This window comes from Nitrospiraceae bacterium, from assembly GCA_020632595.1.
GTDB lineage: Bacteria > Nitrospirota > Nitrospiria > Nitrospirales > UBA8639 > Nitrospira_E.
This window is the reverse complement of record JACKFF010000006.1, coordinates 67,861-81,795: the sequence shown is the minus strand read 5'-3', so window position 1 is coordinate 81,795 and position 13,935 is coordinate 67,861. Positions and strand designations below refer to the sequence as shown.

Sequence of the window (13,935 nt, the reverse complement as noted above, 5' to 3'; positions counted from 1 at the left end):
AGTTACGCTTACACTTTCATTGTTCCGACCAACTTCTGAAAATCCCCGGCTAACACTCGCAAATCATGACAGGCTTTGGCCGACTGAAAGGCTCCACTGGTAGTCTGACGGGTGGTGTGGGTCATAAATTCTAAATCGCTGGCAATTTGTCGCGTAGCCGTGGATTGCTCTTCTGTAGCATTGGCAATTTGTTGAATTTTCCCCACCGTAGCATTGATCAGAGAATGAATGTTGGCTAAGGCCTCTCCGGTTTTATTGGCTAACGCCACCCCATGGCCCACCTGGCTTGTACCTTCCTCCATGGACGAAACAGCACTTCGTGTATCTTTCTGAATCTGCCGGATCATATCTCCAATTTCTTTAGTTGCCTTGGTTGTCCGTTCTGCTAATTTCCGCACTTCATCGGCAACCACAGCGAACCCTCGCCCTTGTTCACCTGCCCGTGCAGCCTCAATGGCCGCATTAAGTGCCAATAAATTGGTCTGATCCGCAATATCCTCAATCACGTTAACGATTTCTCCAATTTGGTCCGAAGACCGGCCGAGTGTAGTAACAATATTAGCGATTTGCACCACCGATTGAGAAATCTGTTGCATGCCCATCACGTTTTGGGTCATCTCTTCCTGGCCGTCTCGCGCGGCGTTGGCTGTTTCCTGAGCAATCCGTGCCGCTTCTATGGAAATTTTCGCGACTTCTCCCGCCGTTCTTGTCACTTTCTCCACTGTGGAAACCGACTGTATTACGCGGGCATTTTGCCCTTCAGCAGCATGAACCATTTCATGCGCCGTCGTAGAAAGGTATACGATGGAACCCACAAGACGGTTGGTCGCATGTTTGACAGACGACACCGCCAATCGCATCTTTTCAACAAACGAATTGAGGTTGTGACTAAGTTCCCCAATTTCATCAGATCCCTTTCCAACTGACACTCGTTTCGTCAGATCATCTTCACCCTGTGCAACGTCACAGGAGATGCCCATTAAGGCATGAAGAGGTTGCAGAACAAGCCGAGACACCAGCCAGTACACCGCACTCAGGAAAATTGTGATAATCCCGATCATCCACATCCCTGAATGGAGCACGGAATTGACCATCGCCTCTTTGGCCTGCGTTATGGGAATGGAAAGGGACAACACGCCAAGCACTTCTCCCAATTTCTTCCCACCATGACAACTTATGCAAGCTTCGACGGTAGCCACATCTGCGCTCGCCCGTCGAAAGGTGGGGACGCCGTTGATCGTCACAATTTCACTGACACTTTGCGCTCCATCTTTAATTCGCTCGAGAGCCTTTTGTTCAAAGATATCTTTCGGTGCATTGGCGGGATTTATCGGCTGATCGCTGACGAGTCGTGCCTGATACACCCCCTCCTCCCCCAAGGCCTGGCCGATTTCCTGAATGGCTGTGGCGGGAAAAGGAATGGCATCGGGATATTGCTCATGATCCCGAGACACATGCAGATTGGAGCCCATGGACGATTGTTTTAATTTTCCCACATAATTTTTGGCAATATAGGCTCTCGTGGCGTCAAATTGTGCTTGAACACGCTTTCCGTGTTCTTCCAAAATCATCTGCAGCCGGCCAACCTCTTGTTGGTAAATCACCCCTAGGCTACAGACAATCAATCCGACGGCTAGCATCCCCAGCATGATTACGAATTTAGGACCGATGCGTAAACGGTACATACACTTCTTTCACGGGGACCACATCAATAAAATGCTGGCATTACCTTTTTAACGTAAAGCGACTAAGAGATGTTTGAAGATCCTCCGCCAATGCCGCAAACTGCTTGGTGGCGATCGCCACGCCCTGAATGTGGCTTTCATTATCCTGGCTGAGTTGCGCCACCTGTTGAATACTCGAAGAGATTTGTCCTGAGACCGCAGATTGTTGCTTCGTGGATTCGGCAAAATGTTGAATCATATCAACTACCCGCTGAACCCCTTGCACAATTTCCGTCAATCGATTTCCGGCTTCTCGGGCCAGCGCCATTCCGGAATGCGCCTCCTCTGTTCCTGTCTCCATCGATCGAACCGCTTCGTGCGTCCCTGCCTGTACCGATTCAATGACGGTCGCAATTTCCTTTGTTGCCTTCCCTGTTCGCTCGGCGAGTTTCCGAACCTCATCTGCGACCACAGCAAACCCTCGTCCCTGGTCTCCTGCTCTGGCAGCTTCAATGGCCGCATTGAGCGCCAACAAATTCGTTTGTTCCGCAATATCTTCGATGACTCCAATTATGTCCCCGATATCTTTGGAGCGTTGTCCTAATTTCTGAATGCGTCCGGCGGATTCCTGTATCCGGCTTGAAACCGATTCCATCCCATGAATAGAAGAGACCACAACATCTCCTCCCCGGACAGCTGAATCATTGACTCCTGTGGCCGTTGAAGCCAGGGCCTCCGTATGACGGGCCATATCATCGGCAGTGGCAGACATTTCCTCCACCGCCGCAGCCACCTGAGTGGCTTGATGAACTTGCGATTGGCTGGCTTGAACGACCTGATGGCCAACCGATGACAACTGGACCGACGCTTGAGACAGGGAGTGGGCGACATTCCGGGTTTGCAAGAGCATCCGACTTAACTCATCCAACAAGTTATTTAGAGCCAAACCCATTTGTCCGAGTTCGTCTTGAGTCTTCACGGGAACCCGGTGAGTCAAATCCCCCTTCGAGGCTTTCGCCGCCACTTCCCACACAGGTTTCAATCGGCTCACGACTTTTCTTCCCATAAGCATCCCAATGGGAACTACCACAAGAAGACCCGCCAGCATCTCCAACAGGGTTTTGTTCGTCAGACTCCGGACATGACTGAACGCTTCATCCTCGGGAACCTGCACCAACACAGACCAATGCAGTCCCAAAGATCGGGCTCCCCCAGACATCGGACTAAAACCAATGACTTGATTCGTCTGCTTTCCGGGATGAAAATTCCTGGCGTTTCCGGATTGACCCTGAACAGCCGATTGTGCGGCATCAAGTCCCAACTGAGCCAGATTGGTCTTAAACACCACATTGTCGAAATCATGAGTCGCGTCTTCCGTCCCATAGACAGCCGGGGCATATTCCAGCAGGGTCATACCCTGGTCATCCTGTAGGATAAGCTCCGCATGGGGAAACCCGGCTTTTTTTAAATCCTGGTAGGCCTCTTGAAAAAAGGCTTCAATCTTTGAAAACTTCATACGAAGGCTCCCATACCCCACCACTCGGCCCTGAGAATAGAGAGGGACCGAGAACCCAATCGTCAAACCACTCTCTCGGGGAAAGAGTGCCTGCACATTTCCATCTAGCATGGCGCTTTCCACAAAGACCTCTTGGTTTACATTGCTTCTTGAAGAAGCCTCTGTAGGGCGGGGCCTCTGTCCGGCCTGTTGGAGGGCCTGAAACCACGGAGTTGATTGATAATTTTTTCCATACAGCTCCTCCGTCTCAAGAGGCAAGCCTTCTGAATCATGATCATTCACAGCGATCAGATTCCCATCCAGATCCACCAATTGAACCAGAGAATACATCCCGGTTGTCTGAACATAGGTATTCAAGACCTGCACTAATTCGTAGGAGGGCCTTAAAGTATGTCCCGATTGCTCCGGAATAACAGACATCGTATTCCGACCCAGAATTTGAGCATCCACACCGCGCTCAGCAAGATAGAGGTGAATTTTTTCCACAATCACTTCTGCCAGCTCTTGATATCGGACTCCAACCTCCTGTTTCAAAACCTCTGCAGTCTGAAACAATGAATAAACCTGAACACTCAGAGGAATCAACGAAAAAAACACGAGAATCCAGACTAATTTGGTCGTAATGCCTACATTCCACGTCGACTTCATCATTGGTATCCTCTTATACATCGTTTCTTGGGTCTCGTTATATGGCAGAAAAGTCTTTTTATCTCCTCCGACGATACGATTTCCCTTTATGACCGCACCCCGATTCCCTGAGACTTTCCGAGATGTTCAACTAATTTGTCCCGAAGGTCCGTAGGATGGAATTTGGTCACATAATCTGTCACACCCAAAGCCTTGCCTTTATCCACATTGCACTGACCGGACAAGGAGGAATGCATCAGGATCGGAAGGCCTTGCAATCGGGGATCTTCACGGATAGCCTTCGTTAGGGAAAACCCATCCATTTCCGGCATTTCGATGTCGGTAATCACACCCACCACAAAATCAAAAATGGTTCGTTCCATTTTGTCACTCAACTCCGCATACTGTCGCAACCGGGTAAGCGCCTCTCTTCCCGTTTGTGTTTCTTCGTATTTCATACCCAATCGTTCCAACGTTTTCGTAATTTGCTTTCTGGCCACAAGCGAGTCATCGGCAACCAGGACACGTTTCCCGGCTAATTCCTCGTGCAGTTCAATGCCAACGAAAACCTCTTCCTCACTCCGTGGATGCAGTTCGGCTAAGACCTTTTCCACATCCAAAATTAACACCATACGACCATCTTCCAATTTGGTAATTGCCGTGACCGCCCCTTGCCGGCTCGACTGGACCATCGGTGGAGGTATTTGAATGCGTTCCCACGACATACGAATGATCCGATCAACACCCGCGACCAAAAATCCTTGTTTGTTATCGTTATACTCGGCAATGATCAACTTCGCGCCAACAGGATCCAACGGTCCAAGTCCAATCGCCTGCTTCAAGTCCACTAAAGCAATGTTTTCTCCACGGAGGTTCACCAGACCGAGAATTCGAGGATCGGCATCGGGAATTTTCACGACAGGTGGGAGCTTCATGACTTCGCGAATCTTAAACACATTGATTCCATAGGTCTCATTGGTCCCAAAATGAAACATTAAAAGTTCCATCTTATTGGCACCGGCTAGTCCGGTCCGTTGATCAATTTCTGCCATCCATTTTGCCATTACGATCTCCTCAGTCTTCCACTCACCACAGGAGGTACTATTCGTCCGGCTTTCATCCTTGTGTGGCTGCCGTTCCGTCCACAAATATTCCCTGCGCAGTCAGACCCGACTCACGCGTGACGGATTAGCGCATACCGGTATACGTGGCCGCTTGCACTTCCCTCACTAAATCGGCCATGTCCAAAATCAACACGACTTTGCCATCTCCGGTAATAGTGGCTCCCGCCACGCATTTCACGTTTGCCAAAAATTCTCCCAAGGACTTAATCACAACCTCCTCTTGCGCCCGCAATCGGTTCACCACAACTCCAAACTGTTGTTCCCCGATCTTCACCACTACCACATAGCACTCCTCATTAGTCCGGTCCCTTGGAATGTGAAACGTTTCGCCAAGATCCAGGAGCGGAAGAATGCGTTCACGGAGGTTCAACACCGCCTGTCGATTAATACTTTTAATTTCATCTTTGGTGACTTTGACGGCCTCAACCACAGATGCCAGCGGAATAGCAAATGTGGCACATTCCACCTCAACCATGAGGGCTTGAATGATGGCCACGGTCAACGGAAGCTTGATCGTCACGCGACTCCCTTGACCCGGATCGGAATCTAATTCCAAACTTCCATTCATCCGGCTAATATTGGTTCGAACCACGTCCATGCCCACGCCACGTCCCGACACATCACTCACCTGGTCCGCCGTACTAAATCCTGGAAGAAAAATTAAATTCATAATTTCCCGGGGACTCATGGTTTCCAATTCGGATGGAGCCACCAGCCCTTTCTCGATGGCTTTTTCAGCAATTTTCTCAACTTGTAACCCCCGCCCATTGTCTTCAACACGAATCACAATACTGTTACCTTCCTGCTGGGCCGACAATCGCACATAACCTTCAGGGCTTTTTCCGTGTTGCTTCCGGTCATCTGCCGTTTCCAAACCATGGTCCATAGAATTTCTGACCAGATGGACCAACGGATCACTTAATTCGTCGGCCACAGACTTATCGACTTCGGTATCTTCCCCCACTAATTCCAATCGGACTTGTTTACCTAACTTACCGGCCAAATCCCGGACCAATCGTGGGAAACGTGAAAATACCTTGCGAATGGGAACCATCCGTGTTTTCATCACCGCCAATTGCAAATCCGAGGTCACCAGATTGAGTTGCGCCAGCGTCATATTTAATTCCCGGAGAGCAGGATTGATCTCATCATGTTCTTCCAGGCCATTGCCCAGCTTCATAAGACGATTGCGATTCAACACCAATTCCCCCACCAGATTCATAACATGATCTAAGCGTTTGGTTTCAACGCGAACGGTCTGGTCTTCTTCCTTCCCACTTGCCAGTTTGGAACCCGCGGCACTAGCAGCTTGAACAGTGCGGGTTGTCGCTTCTTTCATTTTATGTAACACATCGGACAATCCAACCGGGCCGTCAGAAATGTCCGCAGATTCCGCAACTCCTTCAATCCTTACCGGTCCTTCAAAAATCGAGGCCTCACAAGGGGAAGCCAAAGAAGAGGTATCCGGTGGCTTATTCATTGAAGACGGCATCATCTCTGCCTGGGGTGAATAAGGAGCGTAAGAGGTCGTGCTTATGCCTGCATTTTGGGGAGGTGGAATAGATAGCATCAGATCGTCGGCGCTATCCATCGTTAACGCCAATTTATTCACAATGCCCTGGGTCTCCACATGAGAATCTCCTCCGGTCTCCCGAATATCGGATTGGAGCATTTTTACGGCATCCACTGCTTCCAAAATGATATCGATAATGAACGGAGAAACCTTCATCTCACCCTGTCGCAGTTTATTCAACAAACTCTCAGCTTGGTGTGCCACTTCTACCAAATGGGTAAACCCCAAAAATCCGGCGGAACCTTTCATACTGTGCATACACCGGAAAATCTCATTAAGCAGTTCGGTGTTGGAGGGCTCCGCTTCCAACTTTACGAAATGTTGGTCAAGGGCCTCCAACATCTCAGAGCTTTCCGCCAAAAAGTCATTGAGTATTTCTTTCATTTCGTCATTCATCGATCACCTGTTCTCAGCCCCTAGTCTTGATTCAACCCATCGTGCCCTTTGAGACCTCGCGGCCAGGATTTGTGTATAGGCCTTAGGACATCCCATACTCAGACATGATGCTATCCACCAGATCCTGTTCCAGAGCGGTTGTTTTGGATGATTCCAACTGACGCAGCATTTCATACCCCCGTCCCTCACTCGATGAACCGGCTCCGCCCTTTTTTTGCTGAATTCCAAAAATGACCACCAATTTTAACAATTTATGTTGGATTTCATTTAAAATCGTCACCAGCTTTGCCACGCGTTGGGCCACAAGATCCTGGAAAGATAACGCCACATGAATATTTAACAAGCGTCCCTCATCGGCCTTCACCAGCGCTAAAATGGCATCAAGATCCTTCACCGCTCTCCCCGCCACATTCGCCCGTAATTGTTCCACATGATGTTGAATCACCTCTCGGTTCCGTTCCAGTTCTTCTGTCAGGCCAAGAACCTTGTGGGTTCCGTCTTCCGTCATCTTGGCAAGATCATGTAAATGGGATGTGGCTTGAGGCAGTTGATCCGAGGTGGAAGTCACCGGAGATTCCATTTCCCGAATTGTTTTGGTAATCACTTCAACATACTTGGCCAACTCCTCCATTTCAGTTTTAATCGAACGCTTCTCATCCAAGCCCTCCTCGGATATCTCTTCATCGCCTGGCACATCAGCCTCAATCATCCGATCCACGAGCATACGATTCTCCTTTATGTCGTTATATGCGGAGGATGTCCTTCCCCATTATGACGTTTTTGCGGGCTGAACATTGGCAAATATTTTTTCCAATTTTCCTTGTAATACTTCTGCGGTAAACGGCTTGACGACATAGTTGCTGACCCCGGCCTGGACTGCCTCGATTAAATTTTCTTTTTGCGCTTCAGCGGTAACCATCAAAAACGGGAGCGTTTTCAATTCCGGATCGGCACGAACCGCGCGCAAAAGTTCAATGCCCTGCATCACAGGCATATTCCAATCTGACACCACCAACCCAAAGCCGCCGGCCCTCAATTGTGTCAAAGCGTCCTGCCCGTTTTCAGCTTCCATAATGTCCGAAAAACCGATTTGACGTAACACATTTTTAACAATTCGACGCATGGTAGACATATCGTCTACCACCAACACTTTCATCCCGGTATCAATCATGATGCGCTCCTTACGCCTTGGGGCATCGAACCCCAGGCCATTTCGGGTTTTCTCTCCAATGAAAGTTTTCCTTTAACGGTACACGTGAAAATTGTGATGATCATAACCTGGCATATTCGAAATTCGGTTAACTTCTCTGCGATCTTTAGTCGTCCATGGAATATTTCACCTGTCGGCCCATGTTCTTTATGAAAATGAATGTACGCCCACTCCCAAATAGGTTTTGACCAAACCTTTTTTACCCAAGGTTTGGGGATTCAGGATAGACCCGATACCACTGACGACATAGGAACAAGTACAATCAGACGAAAATAATGGAAAGGGAGAGAAAGAGCATGCGTGAGCAGAGGGAAGATCTAATTTTTGGATGAATGGGAAGTGTTCATTGCCTATTAAATTTTTTGGGCCTTGCTCATTCCGGGGCATCTTGCCCTCAGAGTATGAGCAGGTCAATCTTGTGGCTCTCGGCCTTTTCCCTCACGCGAGAGTCAAAGGCCTCCAGCGGGAAGTTAGTTCAAGCTAAACCGGTCCCGAACCCCCTGTTGAGACCCGGACCCAACCATTACCGAATCTCCTCCGGCATTTTGAACCCAGGCTTCAATTTCTTCACGAACGAAACGCCAGTGTTTTCCAACTTTATGCCCTGGGAGTCGACGTTCTCTTGCGAGCTTGTAGATAGTCGATTTTGGGACTTTCAAAAACGTCGACACTTCACTTAAGGTCAGCAAATCTTTCATTGTGGCACCCTCATTAGAGTTTGGACTGTAATGTTTGTGGTATCGGACTGATCATGTGGAAACTTGAGACTTCTTCCCCGATAGTAGGAAATTGTGTTCTCCTCACCAACTTCCCTCAGCCTTTTTGCGACGGTCATTCTGTATGCCTCCCTCAGCGAAAGTAATGGGGTCAAAAGACCGCCCATCCTTTTCTCCTTGAAGAGCAATCAGACCTTCAAATTCACAGACCAACTGTTTGACCATCCTGTCTAATGCGATCACGATGGAATCCAGATGCGAAAATCCTGCCGTAACCGACGCAAGTTCAAGTTGTTCCGCTTCCTTCTCTTCATGCATGGCGTGCACCGCGCTCAACGCACCTTTCAATTGATGAGCAAGCCTTTGCAGCTCTTGACGATCCTGCCGGTGAATGGCCTGATGCATCCGGCTAATCAGGTCAGGGGCTGTATCATTGAAAATGTGAAACAGGGAAAACAGCAATCCTTCATCCCCCTCCAGGGCCTGCAACGCGGCAAAGTAGTCATACCATTCTCTGTCGATAGAATATTGGGAATTAATTCCCTCCTGATGACCGGTTTCCGTCTCTCTGTTATCTGCCAAATCAGTCTCTGTTCGATCGGCAGGATCATGTGGCTTGGATAAGAACGAATCTAAGCCATTAGGCGCAAACCCCACCCATCGCCGGAGTATCCGTTCAAAATCTCGCAAATGAACCGGCTTAAAAAGACAATCATCCATGCCGTTCTCCAGGCATTGTTGCCCATGATCAAAAAGCACATGAGCAGTCATTCCCACAATGGGAACATGAGGAACCGGAGGAGAGGCCGAACCATGATGGCGATGCCAATACGCAGCTGAATGAACAAATTCGCCGGCATGTTCCAATTCCCGAATCCGCCGCGTAATGGCCAATCCATCCATGTCGGGAAGCTCCCAGTCCATCACAATACAGTCCACAACTGACTCACTCATCACAGTTAAAGCTTGGGCTCCTGTGTCCACGATGGTCACATGACATCCTAATTTTCCTAACATCCCCTCTGCGACACGTTGATTCACGGGATTATCCTCTACAACCAGCACCGAAGGTCCGACCGGGTTATTGAGAAGGGGCTGTTCGAAATTTTCATTTCTTCTCTGCACTATCTCAACCTGATGTGGCTCAGCTTCTCTTGGGAAACCTGACCCTCCGGGATGGTCCGGTTGACCGAATAGGCAGTGAAAAAATTGCTTACGGTGCAAGGGAAGCGTAATCATCCCATCAAATCGCAAAGAGTTTTTTTCATCATCCTTCCGATACCAAAATGGCTTCATACCCCAAACTTTAATCTTTGGAAACAGGGAAGAGGATCGCATTCGTTCAAACCATTCCAGAACAGCCCCTTTTTCCAGACGATCACTCAGAATGACTCCAGCAACGGAACAGGCTGATTCGTGGACACTGTCGTACAAGGTAATCGCCTGTTGGATGCTGTCGATCTGAACCACCTTGACAGCCACTTCATGAAGAAGTTGCGCCATCACCCACCCTGATGATTCCTGGGGACCGATCACCCACACCTCCTTGTTTGCAACCGATAGACTCTCCATGGCTGGGGAATGGGCTGTCTGTGACGCCCGACAGGGAATGTCGCACCAAAATGTCGATCCCTCATTGGGTTGACTCTTCACCCCGACGGTCCCGTGCATTAGCTCAGCTAATTGCTTGCAAATCGCCAACCCTAAACCGGACCCCCCGAATTTTCGACTCATGGAGCTGTCCGCCTGGGTGAACACGTGAAAAATTTTTTCCTGAACCTCTTCTGACATACCAAGGCCGGTGTCTTGGACCGACAAGTGAATCCACAACCGAGTTTCGGGGTCGGGATCACAGGAAAGATGATTTAGCCCACCCTGGGAATTATCACACTCGAAACTCGATCCAAGAATCAGCGAACCACGCAGCAGGACTGATCCCTCCATTGTAAATTTCAGGGCATTTGAAAGATAATTACAAAGAATTTGTTTCAAACGATGAGGATCGCCAACCAGCTGGGAAGGTACATCCGGGTCGACATAGGCAGCCAAATCCAGACCCTTTCGATGAGCCCGCTCGGAAAATAAATCAACAACCTCTTCAAATAAGGAGGTCAAATTGAATCCAATATTTTCCAGAGCTAATTGACCAGACTCAAGCTTTGAAAAGTCTAAAATGTCATTAATGATGGTCAGCAACCCCTCTCCGGACATACGGATTATGTTGACACATTCCTGTTGCTCGTGATTGAGGGGAGAAGCGAGCAAGACCTCCGCCATACCAATCACGCCGTTTAAGGGAGTGCGAATTTCATGACTCATCACAGCCAAAAATGCTGCCTTGGCTCGAGTGGCAGATTCAGCTTTCATTAACGCCTGATCCAGTTCATGATTTTTCGCTTCTAAGGTATCCGCAAAGGCGGACAATTCCTCTGCCGCTCGCTTTGGTTCTGTGATATCCATGCCATACCCACGGAGTAATCCCAAATCGGCATGGGGAGCGAACGTCCATGAATATTGTCTCTCGCCAACGCTCACTTCGTAATGCATCTCTAGATGTTTTTGTGACAAACAACGCTTAGCCAACTCTAAAAACCGGTCCGGCAAAGCCGTGGAAAAACCGTCCTGACCGATATGGGCTGCCTCCATCAGGCGAACCATAGCGGGATTGGCATACAGCAGTTGCCCCGCCGAGTCCACTTCAATCACGGGGAATGGATTTTCCTTTGGAATGGACGCTAATCGGCGGGTTTCTTCCGTCAATTTCATTTCTGAACTGAGATCTCGAAACATCAACAGGAATCCTGAGGCCTCCCCGTCATCCACGACAAGGGCCTTCAATTCCACCCAACACCATGTCCCCTGCCGCCTTCGCAAACGAGTCCGCGGAACCCAAACCATCGTCTTCTCACGGAGTAGGCCTGAAAACGGGCAGACGCTCGTGCCGTCTTCATCACAGGGAACCAGACATTCCAAAAGATCATGACAGGAAATATTGGTGGGACAAGCGGCTCCCCACCCTAACAGCCGGGAGCCGGCTAAATTCATACGGGTGAGTTGGCCCTCTCGATCAACCAGACACACTCCCACCATCAAACCATCCCAAAGGGCCTGGAACAAGAGAGGATTACACCACATGAGCTAGGAGAAAATTTCGCGAAGGTTAATAGAAGGATCTACAGAATCTAGCACTTTCGTAATTCTCACTTCATACTTTAATTCTGAATGTGTCCCTAAATTTCTTACCTCGGGGTTCTTGAGAATTTCGCCGGTGGATGTTCTGAAAATTTTCACATGTGGCCTCACGCTCATCTCAGGATTCTGCTTCACCACCACGGCATCCTCACCCGTGGAAAGTTGCACAACCGTGCCCACCGGATACACTCCCAATACACGAATCATGGCTTCGACAAACCGCGTCGGGAACTTTCCTTTTTGTGCTTCTTGGTAGACTCGCCGTATCCCTAAGGCCACCGGAAATGATCCACCGGCATTCCCCACAGCGAGCAACTCATCAACATAATCGGTGAGTCCTAATAAAATTCCAGAGTCGGAGACCGGTTTTCCACCTAAAATGGTGGAATACCCTGAGCCATCCAGATAGGCATGATGCTCCTGCACCATCTGAACGATGTCCTGCGAAAATTCCGAATGTTTATTGATCAGCACCATTCCCATATCGACATGTTGCTGTAACAACGAATAATCAATCCCAATGCTCCCCCATCGTGACTGAACCAGGTTGAGAGGAAGCCGCATATACCCGACATCATGTAACAAGGCAGCGACGGCGATCTCTTCAAGTTGCTTCACCTCCCATTTGAGTTGGAGGCCGACGAGAATCGACAACAAGGCTGTATCAACAACATGCGAGTAGAGGGTGGGATCAAACTGTTCAAGATGCTCAATAAGCATGATCTCGGCAAGGACGGCAGGGTGGGCTAAGGCTTTTTCCACAAAGGCCTTGGCGGTCTCCTCCATGGCGAGGTGAGGAATGGCCTGACCGGTTTTGACGCCTTCAAACATGTCTTCCAATGCCGCAATCGTATCTTCGCGCAACCGTATTAGCCGTTTTTGATGGTCATCTTCCAGTCCATCCTCTTTCTCCGGAAAGCATGGGGAGGACTTATACCCGGATGTTTCATCCTGATCGAAAAGCGTCTTTGCCTCCGAATGACACTCAAGGGTGTTCTGGAGGGAAAAGGTTTCTGTATCGGTCGGAACATCAAGCCCCTTGGCAGTATCAATTTCGACTTCACGAATGCCCGATTGGAGCAATTGCTGCACATCGTGGGAGGAAAGCAGTCGGCGGTGATGAAAAAACGGCGACTTCCACCATGAATCGAGAATTCGCACCAAATACATGCCTGCACATATCTGTGAACAGGCAAGACGCTTTCGAGTCGTCATAGATCACGGCGCTCCGCAAGAGAAGCTCTTCCCTGAAAGCTTGAAGCATGGAAGCTCAGCCGACCTACCCGCCTCACCCCTACCCCTTCCGGCAGACGCCGGCATTCCCGACATTGTATATCAAAAATCCATCCTCGCTTTTTCCGGATAGATTCCCGCTATCCACCGGCAGGAGTGCTGAATAACCGTTGTCATGGGTTTCACGGCCTGCGCTTATCCCGCACGCTCCCCCCTTCCTTTTCACACTCCATATCACAGTTCAATTGCCGAGGGAGCTAAAACGGGCAAAAAAGGATTACCGATTATACCTCTGATGATACAACCGCCATTTGAGGGACCTCACCAATTGTCTGATAAATAGGGATCATTTTGGCCACATTGGCTAAATCCAAAACCTGGCGAACATACGGTTGAGGATTCACGAGACTAAAGGGGATTTTTTTACTTTTAAGAGTTTGATGGGCAATCACTAAAATGCCCAAAGCGGAACTATCCACAAACGATACCTCTCCAAAATCCAAGACAATCGGCAACTCTTCTTTCATCGCCTCTCCTAAACTGTCTTTGAAGGTTTTTCTTGCGCCAAAGTCAAACCGTCCCGCCAAATGCACGACCACGACATTTTCACGCTTTTCTTGCGTAACATTCATATACTCCTCCATGGTGTATGCCAAGAAACCTCTTTGACGATCATGTGATCAT

General features: G+C 49.1%; 10 protein-coding genes. All 10 read right to left on the bottom strand.

Translation table 11 applies throughout. From position 1 onward, the window contains the following. Window positions 1-8: 8 nt before the first annotated feature. Window positions 9-1,685, bottom strand: coding sequence for a methyl-accepting chemotaxis protein (locus H6750_12390; GenBank protein MCB9775103.1), 1,677 nt, complete (start codon window positions 1,683-1,685; stop codon window positions 9-11). A gap of 40 nt (window positions 1,686-1,725) precedes the next feature. Beyond that, a complete protein-coding gene (locus H6750_12385) occupies window positions 1,726-3,831 on the bottom strand; it encodes a methyl-accepting chemotaxis protein (GenBank protein MCB9775102.1) in 2,106 nt (701 codons plus the stop codon). 83 nt (window positions 3,832-3,914) lie between these two features. Beyond that, window positions 3,915-4,871 (bottom strand): chemotaxis protein CheV, encoded by a 957-nt coding sequence (locus H6750_12380; protein MCB9775101.1) that lies wholly within the window; start codon window positions 4,869-4,871, stop codon window positions 3,915-3,917. Window positions 4,872-4,995: 124 nt separating this feature from the next. After that, on the bottom strand, window positions 4,996-6,900 hold the full coding sequence (locus H6750_12375; GenBank protein MCB9775100.1) for a chemotaxis protein CheA: 1,905 nt from the start codon (window positions 6,898-6,900) through the stop codon (window positions 4,996-4,998). Window positions 6,901-6,982: 82 nt separating this feature from the next. Next, window positions 6,983-7,624 (bottom strand): protein phosphatase CheZ, encoded by a 642-nt coding sequence (locus H6750_12370; protein MCB9775099.1) that lies wholly within the window; start codon window positions 7,622-7,624, stop codon window positions 6,983-6,985. A gap of 45 nt (window positions 7,625-7,669) precedes the next feature. After that, on the bottom strand, window positions 7,670-8,056 hold the full coding sequence (locus tag H6750_12365) for a chemotaxis response regulator CheY (GenBank protein MCB9775098.1): 387 nt from the start codon (window positions 8,054-8,056) through the stop codon (window positions 7,670-7,672). A 524-nt stretch (window positions 8,057-8,580) separates the two neighbouring features. Continuing rightward, window positions 8,581-8,808, bottom strand: coding sequence for a helix-turn-helix domain-containing protein (locus tag H6750_12360; protein ID MCB9775097.1), 228 nt, complete (start codon window positions 8,806-8,808; stop codon window positions 8,581-8,583). A 102-nt stretch (window positions 8,809-8,910) separates the two neighbouring features. Next, window positions 8,911-11,916: a response regulator gene (locus H6750_12355; protein ID MCB9775096.1), complete on the bottom strand. Its 3,006-nt coding sequence runs from the start codon at window positions 11,914-11,916 to the stop codon at window positions 8,911-8,913. A 48-nt stretch (window positions 11,917-11,964) separates the two neighbouring features. Beyond that, window positions 11,965-13,233 (bottom strand): DUF3391 domain-containing protein, encoded by a 1,269-nt coding sequence (locus H6750_12350; protein ID MCB9775095.1) that lies wholly within the window; start codon window positions 13,231-13,233, stop codon window positions 11,965-11,967. Between the two features lie 302 nt (window positions 13,234-13,535). Continuing rightward, window positions 13,536-13,883: an STAS domain-containing protein gene (locus tag H6750_12345; protein ID MCB9775094.1), complete on the bottom strand. Its 348-nt coding sequence runs from the start codon at window positions 13,881-13,883 to the stop codon at window positions 13,536-13,538. Window positions 13,884-13,935: the final 52 nt, after the last annotated feature.

What these genes read in the sequence shown, in the direction of transcription:
- H6750_12365 (MCB9775098.1), bottom strand. Translation starts at nt 8,056, where the DNA reads ATGAAAGTGTTGGTGGTAGACGATATGTCTACCATGCGTCGAATTGTT.
- H6750_12345 (MCB9775094.1), bottom strand. Translation starts at nt 13,883, where the DNA reads ATGAATGTTACGCAAGAAAAGCGTGAAAATGTCGTGGTCGTGCATTTG.
- H6750_12375 (MCB9775100.1), bottom strand. Translation starts at nt 6,900, where the DNA reads ATGAATGACGAAATGAAAGAAATACTCAATGACTTTTTGGCGGAAAGC.
- H6750_12370 (MCB9775099.1), bottom strand. Translation starts at nt 7,624, where the DNA reads ATGCTCGTGGATCGGATGATTGAGGCTGATGTGCCAGGCGATGAAGAG.
- H6750_12355 (MCB9775096.1), bottom strand. Translation starts at nt 11,916, where the DNA reads ATGGTGGGAGTGTGTCTGGTTGATCGAGAGGGCCAACTCACCCGTATG.
- H6750_12390 (MCB9775103.1), bottom strand. Translation starts at nt 1,685, where the DNA reads ATGTACCGTTTACGCATCGGTCCTAAATTCGTAATCATGCTGGGGATG.
- H6750_12380 (MCB9775101.1), bottom strand. Translation starts at nt 4,871, where the DNA reads ATGGCAAAATGGATGGCAGAAATTGATCAACGGACCGGACTAGCCGGT.
- H6750_12385 (MCB9775102.1), bottom strand. Translation starts at nt 3,831, where the DNA reads ATGATGAAGTCGACGTGGAATGTAGGCATTACGACCAAATTAGTCTGG.
- H6750_12360 (MCB9775097.1), bottom strand. Translation starts at nt 8,808, where the DNA reads ATGAAAGATTTGCTGACCTTAAGTGAAGTGTCGACGTTTTTGAAAGTC.
- H6750_12350 (MCB9775095.1), bottom strand. Translation starts at nt 13,233, where the DNA reads ATGACGACTCGAAAGCGTCTTGCCTGTTCACAGATATGTGCAGGCATG.